Below are 18,522 nucleotides of genomic sequence, written 5' to 3' on the forward strand. Positions count from 1 at the left end.
ATAATATGAGCAAGCAGCAATTCACGATTGATGAACAAAAAATTTGTGACTATTTGATACGTCACCCAGACTTTTTTACCAACCATCAATATGTATTGCTCGAGCTGGAGTTGTATTCTCAAAGCCAAGGGCTACCAAATCTCGCACTACAGCAACAGCGTAAGTTACGGGAGCAAAATACTCAGCTAAAAACCCAACTTGCGACAACAGCTCGACTCGCCCTTGAAAATGAACGCGTATTTCGTCTATTTAGTGAGTGTCAGCGACAATTATGGCGATGCCATAGCTTTTCCGACCTCGCGACGCAGCTCGCTGATACTTTATGTCAGAACCCCAAAGTCATAGCGTGTGAATTACTGCCCTACACAGACCGATTACACGCCATTGTCGAGACTCGATTAACGCGGCAAAATTGTTACCTTGGTCGATTATCACAACAGGAACACAACTTAATTTGGCTTAAAGACAATCAGCTGCAAGCTCGCTCTGTTGCGTTGTATTTAATTGGTAGTGTTCAACACCCTGAGGCTATTTTAGCCTTCGCCAGTGATGATGTAACACACTTCAATTCAGACAACGATAACTTATTCATCAAGGAGTTTATTGCCTCTCTTGAACTGCGCTTGAGTGACTTGGCCTAGTCACATGCCGGCAACCAATACCGTGCTTAGCCAAGCTTGGCTTTCACCCATCAACGATTTTATGGCATATCTAAAGCATGAACGGCAATATTCTCCACATACATTAACCCAATATAGCACCCAGCTCCGCCAAGCTGCCCAGTACTTTCAAAGCAGCAGCAACAGCTGGCTACATGTATTACCCGAACAAATTCGCCGCTACAGCATGCATTTACGCGCTAAACAATATAACCCTCGCACAATAAACCTTAAATTAAGCTGTATTCGAAGTCTGTATAAGTTTTTAAAAGTAAAACATATACAAAAGGCAACAATCGCCAACCCAGGTGATGGGATCAAAGGCCCCAAGTTTCAGCGCCCATTACCAAAAAACCTTGATGTTGACCAAATGGGTCAATTACTGAACATCGTTGCCGAAGATGCATTAGCATTGCGAGATAAAGCAATGATGGAATTAATGTATTCAAGTGGTTTACGTATCAGCGAATTGGTCAATGTCAACATAGGCGACATTCGTGAAGGTGAGATTCGTGTCTTAGGTAAAGGCAATAAGGAACGTGTGATCCCTGTTGGCACCAAAGCACTCGATGCATTAACAGCGTGGTTGACTGTGCGTTCTATTATGGCGCATGACGAGGAACTCGCCGTATTTGTCAGCAAGCGTAAACAGCGCATATCTATTCGCCATGTGAGAGAAAGAATGAAAGAATGGGGCATTAAACAAGGGATCAGCACACCCGTTCATCCCCATAAGTTACGTCATTCATTTGCCAGTCATTTACTTGAATCTAGTGGTGATTTACGTGCTGTGCAAGAAATGCTCGGCCATACCAGCTTATCTGCCACCCAAGTATATACCCATGTTGATTTTCAGCATCTCGCTAAGGTTTATGATAGAGCCCACCCTAGATCGAAAAAACAAAATAACGATCCGAAATGACAGACTTTTAGTATAATAACACCATCTCCTCATTCGAAATAAGTAACAATGCGATTTAATAAAGCTATAGATAGCATCAGTGTTCTCAGCTTTGACCTAGACGATACGCTATACAATAACCACCCGGTCATCAAAGCAGCAGTTCAAGCACAGCTAGACTATTTAAATCAAATAACACAATGGTCTCAACAAGGCCCTAATTACTGGTCACACTGCCGCAATCAAACCGTTAAACAAACTCCCTCCCTTGTCAATGATGTAACACGGTGGCGTAAGGTTGCATTGCAATATGGCATGTCAGAACTACCATTGACCGAGGAGCAAGCTCACCATTATGCATCTTGTGCCTATCAAGCATTTAGTGATGCCAGAAGTAACATCACCGTTCAGCAATCTGTGCTCGACTTACTGGGTGCATTGCGCACGAAGTTTCGCCTGATTGCAATCACCAATGGTAATGTTGAAATTGACAAGTTTAATTTGCGTAATGAATTTGAACTCGTCTTAAAAGCAGGTCCTGACGGCGCGGCAAAACCCCATAGTGAACTATTTGACAAAGCCGCCGTCGTTTTAAATGTGAAAAAATCGGAGATTTTACATATTGGTGATAGCTTAGACAGTGATGTACAAGGTGCCAACTTGGCTGGCTGTTATAGCCTCTGGTTGAATAACCAACAGTTTAAGTACAAATACCTCGGCCTTCCTCATATCGAGATTCATAATATTAATGATTTATATCAACTAGTTAATACATCACCTTCTAAATAGAAATAACGCCTTTAGTTGCATTAACTGTGTGTTTAACGTACTAATAGTTCCAGACAATTACAATTATTATAATGGAACTCAGCCTATGTCATCACAGGATACGGGGTTTTTCGGTCACCCAAAAGGCCTCTCTACACTCTTTTTTACTGAGATGTGGGAGCGCATGAGCTACTATGGTATGCGTGCGCTCTTAGTCTTATTTATGACCGCTAGCCTTCAAGAACAAGGCCTCGGTTTCACCGTTGCTTCTGCCGCTGCCATCTATGGCCTATACACTGGCGCCGTCTATTTTTTAGGGTTGCCCGGAGGTTGGATAGCAGACCGCTTACTCGGCGGTCAAAAAACGGTATGGTATGGTGGCCTCATTATCATGATCGGCCACATAATTTTAGCGGTCCCCTCCACACATTCCTTTTTTATAGGCCTCATTTTTGTCGCACTGGGTACCGGCTTATTGAAACCGAATATCAGTGCCATGGTTGGTCAGTTGTACCATAGTGATGATGAACGCAGAGACAGTGGCTATGCCATATATTACATGGGTATTAATTTAGGGTCTGTCATTGGCTACTACGTGTGTGGTTATTTTATGGAGCATGTCGGGTGGCATTATGCATTTGGTGCGGCTGCAGTCGGTATGGCAATTGGTTTAATTCAATATCAACGAACGCTCAGCAATATCGCAAGTGTGGGGGAAAAACCCACCAGCCCGCTCGAACCAAAGCAAGCTAAGCAAGCTTGGTCAGTAATAACGCTTGTGCTGATCGGTATAGCCGTAGTGACGACTTTGACATACTCTGGTGTCATTGTCATAAATCCGGTGATCGTAGCGCAATATGTTGCCGTCGTATTTACCTTAGTCTTTTTTATTTACTTCGGTCTTATTTACTACAAAGGTGATCTGAATGAAGATGAACAAAAGAAGATGTGGGCTCTCCTTTTAGTTTGCATTGCCTCCGCTTGCTTCTGGTCTGGTTTTGAACAAGCCGGGTCATCGTTAAACCTATTTGCGCGTGATTATACAGATCGTATGATTGGTACATTTTCAATCCCCACTGCCTGGTTTCAATCTGCAAATGCGTTATTTATTATTATTCTATCTCCGTTCTTTGCAGCGCTATGGATAAACCTCTCAAAACGCATGATTTCCCCTTCATATAACTTGAAATGTGCAATTGGCCTTGTGATCATGGCAAGTGGATTTTTAGTTATGTTTATGGCGTCACAATATGCTGCTCAAGGCCTAAAAGTGGCACCATATTGGTTAATCACGACTTATTTTCTTCATACTGTTGGTGAGTTATGCTTGAGTCCGGTCGCGCTTAGCGCAATCAGTAAACTATCACCCAAGCGATTTGCAGGCCAAATGATGGGGGTATTCGTACTCACCTACTCCATTGGTAATATTATTTCTGGGTTACTTGCAGGGCACTTTGATCCAAATAATGTGCAAGAGATGCCAAACCTTTACTTACAAATCAGTCTCTTCTGTATTGGTGTAGGGATCATCATTGCATTAGTCAGCATTAAGTCTCGCGTGTGGGAAGGGCAGTCACACCCTTCTTAAAGTTCAAATCAAAGGCGAGGTGCATGCCTCGCCCTTTATGTTTAAAGCTTTATGGGTATCAGGGTACCCGCCACAACCGTATCATTATCAAGTACAAAATGACCCTCCCAGAGATTGTTACTCCATTCAATCACATCGAAATTCGCTTCACCCAACTCATTTGTGGGTAATTGGTTCACAGAGTCACCTTGAGACACAGTCCCAAACTGCCATGGTTTTAAACTCTGTAATAACTGGCTGCCTCCTTTCAATTCCATATTCGTACTTGTTAAAGGATCTAATAATTCAATTGATGTCACAGTGCCATAGTGGTTCATCTCAATTTTTTGATGGCACCCAGTCAACAAAGCACGCTTGCCACTCATCCCAAATAATTGGACTAACGACTTATCTAAGTCAGGGGCTCTCTGCAAGAGTGCCGCTGCGTCTGGACAAGGTAAAGTATCAAACTTCCCCGTGAGTAAAGAGGTATCTCCAACACTCAAGCCGACCAATTTATCGACGACAGCTTCATCTGATGTCTTTACTTTAACTATTTGCACATTTTTATACTCGCCTTTCAAGGCTTTAACGCGTGCAGTGGTTAGTTCTTCCCCACTTGAGAAGGCATCTCCCGTCGTCGGATCGTATACCCGAATCCCCTCATTAGAGAATTCCAAATGATTACGCAAAGCAATGGGCAGTAAAGATTCATTGTATTGATAGCCCACGAATTTGTGATCCGAAAAAAACAACGCATTGTCTCGACCAATGAACGCAATATATGCGCCATCAGATAGCGGCCAAAGCAGACTAAAGCGCCCTAAATCTTTTTCAACGGACTGCATCGATTCACCTAACTTAATACCAAATATCGCATTATCTGAAATCAAGTTTGATTCTAATTTCAATGGTGCCGTTTTGATCAGTTCCTTATTCACTGAAATTGCATATCCAAGATTTACTTTCTGCTTTAAATGCATAACATTATTGCTAAACAAATCTAAAGAGGTTGTGTTTACTCGAGGAATATCCTTCGCACAAGAGGTCACTGGAAGAAACTCAGCTTTGGCAACAAGCGCATCTTCACTATGACTTTTAAACCTCATCGACTTAATCATCATTGATGTATTATATTGTGCTAATGCCTTTGTTGCTTTTTCAAATAACCGTTGCTTTACATGCGCAATCTGCTCGAATTCGGTTTCTTTCTTTTTTGTGAAATACATCGCTGAAAGTGATATAGTTTTTGCGCTAAATGTCACTTCGCATTCACTTCCTTTTGGGTAGATATCATGGGCAATTGTTACAGTGGATAAAGCACTCATACCGACGCACAGAGCCACTGGTAGTTTTTTTATTATCATAAACAAAATCCTTTCATTATAGTTATTATCTAGTGAGTCCTTTACTGATAATATACCGTAAATCTCAATTTTAAGAGGCTGTATATGGATAAAGTAGCAATAACAGGTGCAACTGGCTTAATGGGTCGTTCATTAATGACCATTTTAGGGGCTTCTTTTAATACTCAAGGTATTGGCTTTAACCGCGCTAGCGGTAATATTCACAAACTCGATTTAAACGATGAAGCAGCAATAACTGCGTTTCTTGATGAACATCAACCAGATGCGCTCATTCATGCTGCCGCCGAGCGCAGGCCTGATATTTGTGAGCAGGCGCCAGAACAAGCTCTAGCGCTCAATGTCAAAGTCACTGAATTTCTCGCACAGCAATGTAAAAAAAGAAATATACGCCTATTATTTATTAGCACAGACTATGTGTTCGATGGTGACAATGCACCTTACGACGAGTTTTCCAAAACAAACCCTCTTAATTTTTATGGACAAAGCAAGCAGCGTGCCGAACAAGCTGTACTCGCAACTTGCGGCCAACATACGATTATTCGTGTGCCTGTTTTGTATGGTGATGTAACACATTTAGCTGAGTCAGCGGTCACCGTTATCGCCGAACAAGTCAATCCACTCAAACACTCAAAACACGATAATTGGGCAATTCGCTACCCAACCCATGTAGAGGATATTGCTTGTACCATTAGAGATTTACTCAAACACCCTCAGCATCTGGGCGGTATTTTTCACATTTCCAATCATCAAGCCCTCAGTAAATATGAGATGGCGTGTATCATTGCTGATGTTCTAGGCTACCCGAAAACGCTACTTGAGCCTCAGTCTAAACCTGAGCACACGGCACAAAGGCCCTATAACTGCGCCCTTAAAGATACTCGACTTAGTAAGCTCAATATCCAACATCAAAGAGATTTCAACAAAGCCATCGCACAGGTACTTAACAGCAATCGTTGAACGTGCGTATCGAAATACAGTATAGTGGCTCGATAAGCGCCACTATACGACACAGGAGTATCATGCTCGCACGATTAAAATACGTTGCCATCAGCACATTTGTTGCTGGTTTAACTGCATGCCAAACTCTACCAATTAAAACGATTGATAATCCTAATTTTAATAAAAATAGTCTCGGAAAGTTTAGCAATCAATATCCAAGTCCATTTAATGGGCATGGCCCCCACCATCCTTATGACAACATTGAGTTTCTTGAACGCCATGAAATTGAAAAAGTAGAACCTAATTTTATTAATATCGGGTCATTCACCGGCTTACGTAAAGATACCGGCTTCAATTATCAGGATCTGGTATACCCAACACCACGTATCGATGAAACTGCGCGTCAAACATTAACCTGGTTAGGCCATGCAAGCTTTCTCGTGCAACAACGCCATACCGACGCCTTTTTAACCGACCCTGTTTTTGGTGAATTTGACGGTTTTGTCGGCTGGTTAGCACGGCGTATCAACGATGATATGGCAAGGCAGGGACCGGCACCGATAAAAACAGCTCAGTTGCAATTTGTAGATGGTGTCGTCATTTCTCATAATCATTATGATCACTTAAGTGAACAAACGTTAAACCAGTTGGCCACAGATACACAGCTACTTCTTCCGTTAGCCGTCACAGACAATGTCGATTACAAGCAAGGCCCTATTACAGAGATGGACTGGTACACACAAACGTCAGTCGGTAACACGGATATTCATTTTTTACCTGCCCACCATTTTTCTCGACGAGGTTTAACCGATTGGAATAAAACACTGTGGGGATCCTGGTTATTTGATGACGGTGAGCATACTGTCTTTTTTGCCGGCGATACGGGTTACAGTCAAATTTATAAAGATATAAAAGCCCAATTTAACGGCTTTGATGTTTGCTTAATGCCCATAGTGGCATATGACCACAATTATCGTAGTATTCACTTGGCACCCGAAGATGCTGTCAAAGCTGCGCAAGACCTTGCTTGTAAAGTCTTTATTCCGTGGGGTTACGGTACTTGGCTTTTAGGCTATGAGCACGTTAACGAACCATTAAGGCGTTTAAAGAAAGCGTTTAAAGACATTAACCCCAACATGCACCTAAAAATAATGCAAATAGGTGAGAGCATCCGCTATACCGATCTGCTCCCCCCTCCCAATGTAAAAACTAATGTGGAACAAATCGCTGACTGAACATTTTTATTACGCTATTTGGTAAAGGGTACTTCTTATAAACAACCGCCAAATAGTCCTGCCATGCCCGTATTTTCAAATTAGTAACTTGCTCCACGGGCAAAAGGTTATGATATAAATTGCCAAAATCTTTCAAAAACTGTACATCTCGTCGACGGCTATTTTTAGCATACCCTTTCCCTGCATAATGTATAAAGTCAGCCTCTAAATAATCATCAGATCCAAACATATCCATACGGTTAAATGCTTTGTCCAACGACGCATGCTTTATTGAGTGCCTATGTAATAGATAATTAAAATAGCTTTGATCATAGTGAGTTATCTCATTACAGATACGCTGTAAGTCATCTAACTTTGTTTTTTCAAACAAACCGCTCTCTTTTGAAGTAAGAATAATGCCAGCATTATAATAAACAAACCGTTCATTATTTTTAGGCCAACAAACATCACCTAACGCATCACAGACCAACGCAATATCGTTATCTCGATCTTGTACCACCCCTTCATCAAACCAATAAGTTGTTTCTCGATCTGTGTATAGCTCAAACACATTCCGTGCATTAGGCGTAATTAATACATCTGCATCTACATAAAGAACACGATCATATTCACGAAGCAGGTCACCAATACGCAGCTTTTCTGTCCAAGCAGGACTGGCATTATATTTTGGCTTCTCAATAGAGATTGGGAAATGAAGTTGATCTGAAATAATTAAATCTGCGCCGACCTTATCGGCATAATAGCGGAAGCTAGCAATCGCAGCCCGATACATTGGGTTATCACCTATCGCTAAAGTAAATATGGCTTTTTTCACGAGAAATCCTATTCCATTGTATCGCTCTATGATTCAGCACATCAGGACTCCACGCAACCCTACATTACAATTTTAAACAATTCTCATAATATAATTACAACTCATTAGTATCGCTACTGGACTTCCCAGCTTTCACTAGACAGTTTTTAATTCAGAATAATACGCTTCTTCAAACTTAGCAGGTGAAACACCGCCTGTATGTGAATGGCGCTTTTTTGGATTGTAAAACATTTCTATAAAATTGAATATCTCAGCTTTCGCATCTTCGCGTGTCGAGTATATCTTACGCTTAATTATTCGCTTTTTAATCGTCGCAAAAAAACTTTCCACAACCGCATTATCATGACAATTCCCTGCGCGACTCATTGATGGCACGAGTTTATACTCTTTCATAAATGCGAGATCTTTTCATCCTCTGAAAAGACAGTGTGACCAAGGCGTATTAAATTTCGCTTAAACCTGATTCGCTCAACATCGACCCCAATTGGGTTCTTTTTACTTAACGCGCACGCTAACACGTTATCGCTATGAGAAAGATTAAACTCCAGTGATAAACCTTCATTGACCAACTGCGGCTTCCCATGCAAACCCCGCTCAAATTGAATCGCTTGTGGCGCTAACCCTGTGTACTTCGCAAGTACTGATCTTAAGAATGCGCGAGATACAATTTTGACTAACTTCTCCTACGGCCTTCTTATTAATGCAATCGCTTCTAAATCTGACTCCGTTAACATCGCCTCTAGCTCACCGATGGCATGATTTTCCTGAAATAAGCTCACTGAGGTTTGCCAAATATCTATTTGATTTTCATCTAGGCTTAATAACATTTACTACCTCCTTACTCAGTTAGTAGGCGATCCAAGTCACTTCGTATCAAGATTTGAGGATTAAACAACCTATCTGGTACAGAAATCGGTTCGATTAAATCATATTCAATCACTGTTTTATGCCCTTTGCGCATTTCATCGTGTAACGCCATTGCCGTCACCTTCTGTTTGCCATTACGTTCACCTTGCTGAAATTGAGCCGTCTTGGCATGCATGCCTGAACGTAAATACAATTCAGCCTCTTCAGGAAAGTAATTATCTTTGCGTACATTAAGTATAATTTTTTGATAGCTGAGCTTAGGCGATATGGCATGAAGCTCAAACTGCCACAATGAGCCTATATCCGTTGTTTGCTTGACGGTATAATCTTCACTCCAGCTGAGCGTAGCAATATCGCCAAGGGATGCTTCCCCTAACAACTTTTGCATTGGTGTTATCCGGATCGGGCGACGGCTTTTAGGCATGAACATCCAATAATCACTGCCTTTCATCAGTACTTTTTGGCCTTTTTCAGAATCAGACTTAAACACAACCAGTGAGCGCTTTGCTGAAGTTGAATAAACGTCATATTGCTTTGAATTTCGCAACTCATCTTGCTTATAAGCACGAACCGTCGCCGAAACTTTGACGGTGTTAGATTCGCTCCTATAGGCATCGACCGCTTTAAGTACCTGTAAAGGATTTACATCAACCTGAGCTATCGCACCCCATGAGCAGCTGCTCACCAAACATATCGATAGCATATTATTAATCATCTTTTTATACATGGCTAAGCGCCTCCGTAATTGATTTTGAACTTCCCTTATATGCAGCCCTGAATGCCGCTAGTACACATACAACCACCATCACGCTCATCACCGAAAGTGCTATTTCCCACGAAAAAGTTATCGTTAATGGATAGCCTTGATTACTGCCTGGCGGTGGTGGCATTTCTAGACCTAGATATACCAAGCCCCATGACACAATGATTGAAATAACGATACCTATGGCCGCGCCCAAAAAGCCTATAATGCTCGATTCCAGAATAAAATTACGAATGATCTCCCATTGATAAGACCCCATTGCTGCAACAGTCCCTATTTCTCGTGTTCTTTCTGTAACGGTCATTGCCATAGTATTGGATATTGAAAAGAAAACTAATAACACCATAATACCGCCTAACAATCCGAATATACGGTTATATAAAGCCTTAACTGACTGATAATAAAATGCCTTTTCCCACCAAGGTACAAATAGTAGTGACTGGTCACGAGATTGATACTGTGCCACTTTTCGTTGCGTTGCGTTGAGGTCAAAAAGATACACCGACAGTGAACTCACTTTATTGGTATATAGTAGTGATTGCGCATCAGATAACTTGACGTATAACTGTCGTTTATCCAAGTCAGGCACACCTGTGGTATAAATACCACGAACCACAAAATCAAGTGCGTTAAGCGCCCCATCGGTGGTGGTTGACATAAGTGTCACATAGTCTCCAACCTTTACTTTTAAGCTTCGAGCCAAATCCTTTCCTAACACAATTTGCGCTTGATTCTCATCTCCAAAATCAGATAATGCTTGCCCCGAGAGCATGCTCAAGAATGGGCCTTTTACCATAAACTCTTCAGGTTCTACACCTAAGCCAATGAATATTGAGCTCTTTTCACCATTGGAAATAAGTCCATTAAAGTTGATTCTTGGTAAAATACTTTTAATTTCTTCATCTTCAGCCAATTGGCTGCGCAGCACTTGCGTATCAGACAACCCATACTCTAGTGGCGTATCTTCCTCTTCTTCAAAGAATTTGGCATGTGTAATAATGAAGTTACCTTCATCCCTCGCTGCTTTCTCGGCGAGAGACTCATACGTGAACAATGCAAATCCGCTGGTCGTTAAGATTGCTGCAACCGCAACCGCTGAAACAAGTATGGTAAAGAGCGAGCGTCGCCCATTTCTGAGCACATTTAAAAATGCAAAAATAATCCAACGCATTAGCTTGCCTTCCTTGTATCTAATTGAGGTTGCACTTCTTGCAGCATGCCATCGGCAAGATCCAATACTCGATGACAACGATCTGTCATACGATGATCATGTGTGGCAACAATAAATGTACTCCCCATGTCATTACCTAAATCTCTCATAAGATCAATCACCATATTTGCTGTCGACGTATCTAAGTTTGCTGTTGGTTCATCCGCAATAACGATTTCAGGTCGTTTGACCAAAGCCCTCGCGATGGCAACTCGTTGTTGCTGACCCCCAGAGAGCTGATCTGGCCGTTTCGAAATATGATCTTTTAAGCCAACCTTATGCGCAATTTCAATTACCTGATCCATACGTTGACGCTTATTCATATCTAGCATGAGTAATGGATATTCAATATTTTCAAGCACCGACATCACAGGGATTAAGTTATATCTTTGAAAGATAAAACCTAATTTTTCACGGCGAATTTGGGTTAAGTCATTTTTATTCTTTGGAATGGGAGAATTGTTTAACCAGATGTCTCCTTCATATTGATCATCGAGTAGACCACAAATATTCAACAATGTTGACTTTCCGCTGCCCGAAGGCCCACACAGCGCCACAGTTTCACCCTTGCGAATATTTGCCGACACACCTTTTAAAGCAGCAACGGTCACATCCCCCGTTGTATAAGATTTTTTTATATTGTTAAAACTAAGCATGTTAATCCTTTATACCTGCTGTTGATTGACCTACGACACTTTGAGCCAATGCCATAAATTGTTCAGCCCCTTTTGCATCGTCCAACTTTTTAGCGGCAATCGAAGCACAGCGGTAAGCTGACGCTTGTAAAGTAGGCTCTAAGCTGCCAAATTGCGATTTTTGCTCCATGACTTGGTTGAGCAGGTAACGTCCATGTTCAGCCCGATTCATCATTTTTGGTAATTGAGAAAAAGTACAACCAGCTGTTACGTTCACTCTTGCATGCTGAAGGTAAGGTAAATCTTTTGCTTGCTTAATCGCTTTACTCAACTTAGCAATGCCTTTTTCTGCAAATTTCATTTTCTGCCACGGCTTATTGGTATATCTCGCTTGCGTTGTTTCAGAACTGCCTAATAAGGCCAATACCACAGGGTTAGGTGACGCTTCATTAATCTTTGTCAAAGCATTGAATGCTGCCTGGTTCTTCTCTTGATCTCCTGACAGTCCTTGCTGATATGCGCTCAATACATCCGCAGGTATTGATGACGCAAAAGTAGGCGCTGAGCCTACCAGTGAAAGTCCCGAAAAAAGTAATGTGATTATTGATTGCTTAGTCATATGATTCATCCGTTGTTATAATATTGATGTATACATATTAAGGCGTGAAACAACACTATGGGTAAGGAGGTGACAGTCGGTAGTTTATGAGTGATAAAAGGTAAATATCGAGGATAAAGTGTAAGAACAATAACACCAGAGGTATGACAAGATAGATATTAGAAGAGGAAATTAAGCTGAGATACGGGATTGATTAACGCATTCAATGTTCAACGCCCCTTTTTCCATACATGATTTATTTGCGATTATCCGACATACAACGCAAACCAGAAGGCAGTAAAAAAACCGGCTGGCATATCATCGGTCATCACATTGTCAGGCTTTCTGATTTAAGCTATTGATATTGGGAAGGCTGGGAGATCACCTAAATACGTACAACACAATCCCATATAATTAGAGAATACATCTGGTATTTAGACTACACTGACTGACTACTTTTTGTATTTAGGTAGCCAAAGGAAAAACACATTTTCAATTACATTTGCTTGAATAAACTTTGATATTTCCTACTTACTAACAGCTGCTCAGAAGTATTTTTAAGGTCGATATAAACATGGCCTAACTCGTCCTTAACAACGCGTTGAATGCTATCTACTTTAACAATACAGTTACGATGGACTCGCCAAAAAACATCAGGGTTTAGCTCATTCTCTAATGCTAAAATAGAGGTTTTTATCAAAAACTTTTCCTCCTCCACACTGACTTCCGTGTATTTATTATCCGCGATAAAATAATCAACACCATCCACATCAATAAGTTGTAATTCATTGTTTTTACTTACTTTAATCCATTTTAAATGTTCGTTCTTTGGCGCTGGCTTAGTCGCTTCTACCAATTCTTCGAATAGTTCACTCAATTGCAATTTTTGACTCGGTGACGAAGATTGACTGCAAAGCATCTTCTGCACTCTGGCAACCGTTTTTTCTAATCGTTCTTCTTCTATCGGTTTGAGTAAATAATCTATTGCCTGATTCTCAAAAGCATCTACGGCATATTCATCATACGCTGTCACGAATACCACATAGGGCGGATCATCATAATCACACAATGTCTTAGAAACCTCCAGCCCATTGATAGTTGGCATATTAATATCTAAAAACACCACATCAGGTGAAAACTCATCGATAAAAGCGAGCGCTTCTTCCCCATCCGACGCTTGCCCGACAATATCAACATCTGGCCACACAGTTTCCAGCATCAACTTTAAATGTGCTTTTAGTAAAGGTTCATCATCTGCGATAACAACTTTAGTGTGTTGAGACATCAATCGGGACCTCTAAAGTAACCGTTACAAAGCCAGCTTGACTCGCATCATAGTTAAGCTGAGCCTTATCTCCATATAATTGCTCAAGTCGGTCTCGTACATTTGTCAATCCAACTTGAGTACCTGTTCGCTTGCTGCCAACCTCATTACAATGGTTACTCAAAGTAACAATCATCATATGTTGATCTCGCGTCACCGAGAGCTTTAACGTGCCCCCTGTTTTTATTTGCTCAATCCCATGTATTACCGCATTTTCGATAAGTGGTTGCAGCAACATAGGTGGAAAAAGAATATTGTCGGTAATTTTATCGGTGACATCATATTCAACGTTGAGGCGATCGCCGAGTCTTATTTTTTGTATTGCTAAATAAGCCTTGTTAAATCTAAGTTCGTGACCAATCGTTAACCACTCTGTTCTTGTTCTATCTAAGCTTTGTCTTAACAATGCAGTTAAAGCCAGCAACATTTTGCTTGCTTGCTTAGCATCAACAGCAATTAATGCCTGAATATTCGCCAATGTATTAAATAAAAAGTGCGGCTCAATCTGGGATTGTAAAAGCCGTAATTGAGTTTCTAATAGCAGCTTATCTTTTTGGGCTTGCTCTAATTCAATTCGATATAAAGAACGTTTTAGCAGTAAGGTTTGTTCGCTGCGATAATAAATAAAACTTACTACCACCATGATAAATCCACCAACTAGAAAAATACCTAAATACTGTTGTAAGTCATCAACATAACCTCCTGAACTTTTTACAACTTTAAGAAGTAGCGGTGTTAGACCCCACACCAGAAATGACAATATCACAGCAAAGAGATACTGTAAGGCTAACCCCATATTTGGATAATGCGTACCGAGCCAATAACGCGAAAAGCGAATAGTAAATCCGACTCCTAGTGATATTAAAACAGATATAATTGCATACTTGGCCCAGCCAATTGCATAAATTGACAGTCCAAGTACCACACAAATTATGGCTAACTTTAGATTCTTGAATCCATTTTTTTCAAAGTCAGTTTGCGGTGTTGTTGATTGCATTTTATAAATTGATTTCCATCGTAAAATACCACGTTCGCTCATAGCTCAATTGTTCATAAATTGTTTCTGCACCGCCCGTATACTGCCTTATTCCCATACACAATTGACTGGCAGTCACACCACCATAACACAACTCACCATCAATTAACACACTGTTATCATTAGGGTTTGTGAGTAATGTAAGTGAGGGTGACCACTGAGTGCTGGAGGTTCGTATATGCACCATTGCATTATCTTGAAATAAACTCTGAGTCGCAAAATGAGATCGCAACATCTGCAACTGATGTTGATCTGGTGTTGACTGTGATAGGTTTATTACATCACGCCACTGGCTATCACTGGGTGCCCGCCCATCATGCCAGTATTCCGCAATCACGGTAATACCCGATTGAAAACTATAGTTCATGCCAAGCAATGCTTGAATACTATTATTTTTCCATTGAGTATTAATGCCTGAAATCCGATCATTCTGACCAATATGGATATTGTACAAAGCGGGCGTTCTATAATTTTCTTGCCACAATAATGAACCATGTAACTCAAGGTTTTCTCCAATGACCGTAAGTGCACTGCCACCAACCCGCATACCTAAGTCTTCATCATAGTGTCCTAAAACTTGTGCTTCAAAACCCTCAAAATAGCCATAATATCGGCCCCCACACCCAGTACTTTTGCTCACTTTTACACCGCGCTCTAGATAATCAGGACTACTCTCATTACAGATCAGTGTGACATTTCCAGAATCTAAAAAGTAATCTCCCGTGACCATAATCGCCCCTGGTGGGATTGCTGTATAAATGGCCAAGGAATCAGTCGGTGAAAACATATCTAGCGGTCGAAATCCGTATCCAACATCCCAGTCTACTTTTTTCTTACCCGCAGACATGAACCAATTCCCAATAGTAAAGTCGTAAAAAGCTTCTGATACTTGCACATCGGTGTCGCTTTTCCCTCCAACTTTAAGCCAACTTGCCGTTGCTGCGACACGTAGTCCTTCATATTCGGTGCTTATATCAAGCGCTGAGAATAATGACGTTGTATTACTTGCCACAAAAATACCCTGATCCGTTGCAGTCAGGTCCTGAATATTCATTCGATATTTTATATCGGTTGTTAAAGCTGCATTTGCTTGAAAACAAAGACAACATAACAAGCACACCACCACTTTAGTATTAAATAATTTTTGCATTACAATCCTCCATCTCATTTCAGTCTACCGAACTCATCTTGGTTGATGTTAAGAAGGTGATAAACGGAGAATGGAGCAGATAAGTGGTACTAGAGGCTGATGAAAGGCTGAGTTAATAAATAGATTCTCACCACATGCCGAGTTAATAGCAATACGATTGGTGACAATGACAGAGTCGACAAACCGGTAAGTTATCGCAATACCCATCATGCCAACTAACCTGATACAATACCTAGCGTCACCAATTGTCGTGATAATTTCATAGCGATATATCACTCACCACCATGAAAACACCATAGTACAAAGGGAACACATGAATCAACCTATACGCCTTGCTAAATTTTTAGGTCATGCAGGTGTTTGCTCTCGCCGACAAGCCTCTCGTTTAATTGATGCAGGAGAGGTTCGTGTCAATGGAAGGTATGCCAATCACATTGATCATGTCACGGAAAAAGATATTGTTATTGTGCACGGCAAGCAAATCACGACCCTACCTGACAAAGTACTTTACGCTTACCATAAACCTGTCGGTATCGATTGCAAGCTCAACGAAAATGACCCAGCAAGCCTTATTCACTACTTACCAAAATCTCAACGGGTTTACCCTATAGGCCGTTTAGATAAAGACTCTAGAGGTTTGCTATTACTCACCAACAATGGCGAACTGTGTAATCAGATGCTCCACCCTGAACACCACGAAAAAAAAGTCTACTTAGTCAAAGTCGACCGTCCTCTCGACCCGTTATTTTGTGAAAGAATGGCCAATGGTATCCCAATTGATAACAAAGTCACGCTGCCATGTGACGTAAAGTTAATCAGCACTGACCGCTTTATGATCACTTTGCAGCAAGGCCTCAACCGTCAAATACGTAAAATGAGTCAACATTGCGGTTATCAGGTGATTGATTTATTTAGAGTTAAAATCGCAAACTATACATTAGATCCTGATACCCTCACTGAAGGCACACACCAGCTCATTTCTATTAATGACTTAAAAATCGAACAAAAATAAACTTGCCTTTTGTGATTACAGGTGTAATCTAATATTAAAGATTACATTTGTAAGCCATCATATGATTGAATTATCAAAAGCAGAATTTGCGGTCATGAAAGCGCTTTGGGCAGGTTACCCTGCCAAAGCCAGTGATATTATTAAACGTTTGAGTGACGACACTCAGTGGCATGAAAAAACCATCAAAACACTCCTTGGCCGGCTGGTTAAAAAAAATGCCATAACATTTGAAAAACAAGGTCGGGAATATATTTACACCCCGACTATCGAACGAGATGAATACACCCACAAGGAAAGTAGCAGCTTTATTCAACGGTTATTTCAAGGTCGTATTGCCCCCTTAGTAAGTGGCTTTGCTAAAACACAACAATTGTCACAGCGTGACATTGATGAATTAAAGCAAGTAATTGACAAGTGGGAGCAAGAACAAGGGAAAGGAAAGTAACATGTTCGACATACTGATAAATTGGGTATTCGAAGTTCAATTATTGCTGAGTCTTATCGTGTTAGGGCTTATCTTTTGCGAACGCATAACGTTACATAAGCTGGGAGCGCGGTTTATTTACCTGCAGTGGTGGATTTTACCCTGTGCATTGATATTGATCAGTATACCCAATGAGCTTAAACCCCTGACATACGGCCCGATGCAATATATCAGCGTGTCAAACCCGCTACCACACGTTGAAACATGGGTGTTTAGTTGGTCGCTCGTCTATTTGCTCGGTTTTACCTTATTCATTTTCACTATGCTGTGGCAACATTTACGCTTTCATCAACAATTAGCTTTACAGCCATGTAATTTAAATCATCGTGATAGCATCACGTATACCAGCGCTCAAATAGCCAGTCCTATGGTTATTGGATTAATACACCCCAAAATCGTACTTCCTCGCGACTATGAACAACAATTCGAGGAAACGGCTTTATCATTAATGCTTGAACATGAGCATACGCACATAACGCGCTATGACAACATATGGAACCTCTGCTTTTATTCGTTCTGCGCATTAAACTGGTTCAACCCGCTCATTTGGTGCGGTTATCACAGCTTCCGTCGTATTCAAGAACTCGCCTGCGACGAAAAAGTCCTAAAAAACAAGTCCCATCATCAACAAATACACTATGCCAAAGCACTGATAAGTTGTATTGAAAGTGATAAAAAACAACACTTTGCTTATGCCCATTACGGAGATAAAAACACCATGTTACAAAGACTCAACTACCTTAAAAATACCTCAGGCTCATCACGCACCGCCAAATTACTATTGCTGACCTGTGCTTTTACATCAATCGGTGCCGTCGCACTTAACAGCACCACGAAGACGGAAAACGCAACATCCAAACTCATAGTCAAACCCATTATGCGTGTTGAACCTAAATATCCGGCCGAAGCGGCTAATGATGGTATTTCAGGGTATGTGCAATTGGCCTATACCGTTGACGAACGTGGCCATACAAATAATATAAAAGTCATTGCTGCACAGCCGGAGAATACATTTGAAAATAATGCTATTTTGGCCTTGCGCCAATGGCAATATACGTCGTCAAACACCCCTTCTCAGGTTTATCGAGTGCAGCTCGATTTCAAACTCGATAACCTCGCGGTTAATGCTCCAAAACAAACCCAATTTGAACGCATTGATGTGACGAATTAGCCAAAGAAAAGAGCAACAACGA

General features: G+C 41.0%; 21 protein-coding genes. 9 read left to right on the plus strand and 12 right to left on the minus strand.

Annotated features, from left to right (window positions below; genetic code table 11):
• The first annotated feature begins 5 nt into the window (after positions 1 to 5).
• The 4 genes from PAUR_RS02040 (at position 6) to PAUR_RS02055 (ending at position 3,916) form a co-directional block, all read left to right on the plus strand.
• Positions 6 to 641 (plus strand): DUF484 family protein, encoded by a 636-nt coding sequence (locus PAUR_RS02040; RefSeq protein WP_192506163.1) that lies wholly within the window; start codon positions 6 to 8, stop codon positions 639 to 641.
• Between the two features lie 4 nt (positions 642 to 645).
• Complete coding sequence (gene xerA, locus PAUR_RS02045) at positions 646 to 1,581, plus strand: site-specific tyrosine recombinase/integron integrase (protein WP_192506164.1); 936 nt, start codon at positions 646 to 648, stop codon at positions 1,579 to 1,581.
• A gap of 48 nt (positions 1,582 to 1,629) precedes the next feature.
• Positions 1,630 to 2,349 carry an HAD-IA family hydrolase gene (locus PAUR_RS02050; RefSeq protein ID WP_192506165.1) on the plus strand — a complete coding sequence of 240 codons (720 nt, stop codon included), beginning with the start codon at positions 1,630 to 1,632 and terminating at the stop codon, positions 2,347 to 2,349.
• A gap of 85 nt (positions 2,350 to 2,434) precedes the next feature.
• The gene (locus PAUR_RS02055) at positions 2,435 to 3,916 is read left to right on the plus strand and encodes a peptide MFS transporter (RefSeq protein ID WP_192506166.1); all 1,482 of its coding nucleotides are present in this window, start codon (positions 2,435 to 2,437) and stop codon (positions 3,914 to 3,916) included.
• A 41-nt stretch (positions 3,917 to 3,957) separates the two neighbouring features.
• Here the strand turns inward: PAUR_RS02055 and PAUR_RS02060 are convergent, their stop codons facing one another.
• On the minus strand, positions 3,958 to 5,262 hold the full coding sequence (locus PAUR_RS02060) for a hypothetical protein (RefSeq protein WP_192506167.1): 1,305 nt from the start codon (positions 5,260 to 5,262) through the stop codon (positions 3,958 to 3,960).
• 84 nt (positions 5,263 to 5,346) lie between these two features.
• On the opposite strand from PAUR_RS02060, the gene PAUR_RS02065 reads away from it, so the two are divergent.
• A complete protein-coding gene (locus tag PAUR_RS02065) occupies positions 5,347 to 6,219 on the plus strand; it encodes a dTDP-4-dehydrorhamnose reductase family protein (protein WP_192506168.1) in 873 nt (290 codons plus the stop codon).
• A 62-nt stretch (positions 6,220 to 6,281) separates the two neighbouring features.
• Positions 6,282 to 7,436, plus strand: a complete 1,155-nt coding sequence (locus PAUR_RS02070; RefSeq protein WP_192506169.1) for an MBL fold metallo-hydrolase — start codon at positions 6,282 to 6,284, stop codon at positions 7,434 to 7,436.
• Here the strand turns inward: PAUR_RS02070 and PAUR_RS02075 are convergent.
• The 11 genes from PAUR_RS02075 to PAUR_RS02120 all read right to left on the minus strand — a co-directional run bounded on the left by PAUR_RS02075 (position 7,411) and on the right by PAUR_RS02120 (position 15,833).
• Positions 7,411 to 8,250, minus strand: coding sequence for a glycosyltransferase family 8 protein (locus tag PAUR_RS02075; protein WP_192506170.1), 840 nt, complete (start codon positions 8,248 to 8,250; stop codon positions 7,411 to 7,413). The two genes, PAUR_RS02070 and PAUR_RS02075, sit on opposite strands and share 26 nt — an antisense overlap.
• A gap of 135 nt (positions 8,251 to 8,385) precedes the next feature.
• The gene (locus PAUR_RS02080) at positions 8,386 to 8,643 is read right to left on the minus strand and encodes an IS3 family transposase (RefSeq protein ID WP_192506171.1); all 258 of its coding nucleotides are present in this window, start codon (positions 8,641 to 8,643) and stop codon (positions 8,386 to 8,388) included.
• On the minus strand, positions 8,640 to 8,918 hold the full coding sequence (locus PAUR_RS23955; RefSeq protein ID WP_404821664.1) for a 4'-phosphopantetheinyl transferase family protein: 279 nt from the start codon (positions 8,916 to 8,918) through the stop codon (positions 8,640 to 8,642). The genes PAUR_RS02080 and PAUR_RS23955 overlap by 4 nt, the downstream gene beginning before the upstream one ends.
• A 15-nt stretch (positions 8,919 to 8,933) precedes the next feature.
• Complete coding sequence (locus tag PAUR_RS02085; protein ID WP_192506172.1) at positions 8,934 to 9,077, minus strand: hypothetical protein; 144 nt, start codon at positions 9,075 to 9,077, stop codon at positions 8,934 to 8,936.
• A gap of 11 nt (positions 9,078 to 9,088) precedes the next feature.
• On the minus strand, positions 9,089 to 9,844 hold the full coding sequence (locus PAUR_RS02090; RefSeq protein ID WP_192506173.1) for an outer membrane lipoprotein-sorting protein: 756 nt from the start codon (positions 9,842 to 9,844) through the stop codon (positions 9,089 to 9,091).
• Positions 9,837 to 11,051, minus strand: a complete 1,215-nt coding sequence (locus PAUR_RS02095) for an ABC transporter permease (RefSeq protein WP_192506174.1) — start codon at positions 11,049 to 11,051, stop codon at positions 9,837 to 9,839. The genes PAUR_RS02090 and PAUR_RS02095 overlap by 8 nt, the downstream gene beginning before the upstream one ends.
• Positions 11,051 to 11,746: an ABC transporter ATP-binding protein gene (locus PAUR_RS02100; RefSeq protein WP_192506175.1), complete on the minus strand. Its 696-nt coding sequence runs from the start codon at positions 11,744 to 11,746 to the stop codon at positions 11,051 to 11,053. Before PAUR_RS02100 ends, PAUR_RS02095 begins: the two co-directional genes overlap by 1 nt.
• A gap of 1 nt (position 11,747) precedes the next feature.
• The gene (locus tag PAUR_RS02105; protein WP_192506176.1) at positions 11,748 to 12,344 is read right to left on the minus strand and encodes a hypothetical protein; all 597 of its coding nucleotides are present in this window, start codon (positions 12,342 to 12,344) and stop codon (positions 11,748 to 11,750) included.
• A gap of 475 nt (positions 12,345 to 12,819) precedes the next feature.
• Positions 12,820 to 13,608, minus strand: coding sequence for a LytR/AlgR family response regulator transcription factor (locus tag PAUR_RS02110; protein WP_192506177.1), 789 nt, complete (start codon positions 13,606 to 13,608; stop codon positions 12,820 to 12,822).
• Positions 13,592 to 14,644: a sensor histidine kinase gene (locus tag PAUR_RS02115; protein WP_192506178.1), complete on the minus strand. Its 1,053-nt coding sequence runs from the start codon at positions 14,642 to 14,644 to the stop codon at positions 13,592 to 13,594. Before PAUR_RS02115 ends, PAUR_RS02110 begins: the two co-directional genes overlap by 17 nt.
• Before the next feature lies 1 nt (position 14,645).
• Entirely contained in the window at positions 14,646 to 15,833 is a 1,188-nt protein-coding gene (locus PAUR_RS02120; protein WP_192506179.1) for a hypothetical protein, read from the minus strand.
• A gap of 313 nt (positions 15,834 to 16,146) precedes the next feature.
• On the opposite strand from PAUR_RS02120, the gene PAUR_RS02125 reads away from it, so the two are divergent.
• The 3 genes from PAUR_RS02125 (at position 16,147) to PAUR_RS02135 (ending at position 18,500) form a co-directional block, all read left to right on the plus strand.
• On the plus strand, positions 16,147 to 16,845 hold the full coding sequence (locus PAUR_RS02125; protein ID WP_192506180.1) for a pseudouridine synthase: 699 nt from the start codon (positions 16,147 to 16,149) through the stop codon (positions 16,843 to 16,845).
• A gap of 61 nt (positions 16,846 to 16,906) precedes the next feature.
• On the plus strand, positions 16,907 to 17,290 hold the full coding sequence (locus PAUR_RS02130; protein WP_192506181.1) for a BlaI/MecI/CopY family transcriptional regulator: 384 nt from the start codon (positions 16,907 to 16,909) through the stop codon (positions 17,288 to 17,290).
• A 1-nt stretch (position 17,291) separates the two neighbouring features.
• Positions 17,292 to 18,500, plus strand: coding sequence for a M56 family metallopeptidase (locus PAUR_RS02135; protein WP_192506182.1), 1,209 nt, complete (start codon positions 17,292 to 17,294; stop codon positions 18,498 to 18,500).
• Positions 18,501 to 18,522: the final 22 nt, after the last annotated feature.

It is taken from the genome of Pseudoalteromonas aurantia 208, from assembly GCF_014858725.1.
Lineage (GTDB): Bacteria > Pseudomonadota > Gammaproteobacteria > Enterobacterales > Alteromonadaceae > Pseudoalteromonas > Pseudoalteromonas aurantia.